Consider the following 910-nt stretch of genomic DNA (forward strand, 5'->3'; position numbering starts at 1 on the left):
GCGCGCGGCTTCACCGCCGATGATTTCGCCCGCTCGCACCCGGCCGGCAGCCTCGGCCGGCGCCTGCTGCTGCACATCACCGATGTGATGCACAGCGGCGAGGACCTGCCCAGCGTGCGCGAGGATGCCAGCCTGAGCGAGGCACTGCTGGAGATGAGCCGCAAGCGTCTGGGCATGACCGCCATCGTCGATGCCCAGGGCCGCCTGGCGGGACTGTTCACCGATGGCGACCTGCGCCGGGCGCTGGATACCGACCTGGACGTGCGCACCGTCGGCATCGCCCAGGTGATGACCCGCAACCCGCGCACCATCGGCGCCGACCAGCTGGCCGTGGAAGCCGCGCGTCTGCTGGAGACGCACCAGATCAACGGCCTGATCGTCGTCGATGCCGGCAACCGTCCGGTCGGCGCCCTGAATATTCATGACCTGTTGCGGGCAAAAGTGGTTTAAAGCCAGCACAATGACGCGTTCCGGGCCCCGGCCCGGTCAAGCCGCAACGGACCGCACCGCACATGCCCTATTCCCCGCTCGAGCACTTTCCCTCCGCCCTGCATGTCACCGCCAGCGCCATCCGGCTGGCGTGCTTTGACGTGGATGGCACGCTGACCGACGGCCGCCTGTTCTACGACCATGCCGGCAACGAGAGCAAGGCGTACTACGTGCAGGACGGACTGGGCCTGAAACTGCTGCAGCAGCATGGCATCCATCCGGTATTGATCACCGCGCGCAACAGCCTGTCCGCGCAGAAGCGCGGCGCCGACCTGGGCATCGACACCCAGATCGCGGTCGGCGACAAGCTCGCCAGCTGCGCGCCTTGTGCCAACAGCACGGCATCGGCCTGGAGCAGGTGGCCTTCATGGGCGACGACCTGCCCGATCTGGCGCCACTGTGCGCGGTCGGCCTGGCGGTG

At 68.1% G+C, this 910-nt stretch carries 1 protein-coding gene and 1 pseudogene; both read left to right on the forward strand.

What is annotated here, in order from left to right:
- On the forward strand, nucleotides 1-450 hold a 450-nt coding region (locus JCM9942_RS16985), incomplete at its 5' end, for a CBS domain-containing protein (RefSeq protein ID WP_157723038.1).
- Between the two features lie 62 nt (nucleotides 451-512).
- A pseudogene (locus JCM9942_RS16990) lies at nucleotides 513-910 on the forward strand (KdsC family phosphatase); the annotation flags it as partial.

The organism is Stenotrophomonas pictorum JCM 9942, assembly GCF_001310775.1.
Classification (GTDB): Bacteria; Pseudomonadota; Gammaproteobacteria; order Xanthomonadales; family Xanthomonadaceae; genus Stenotrophomonas; species Stenotrophomonas pictorum.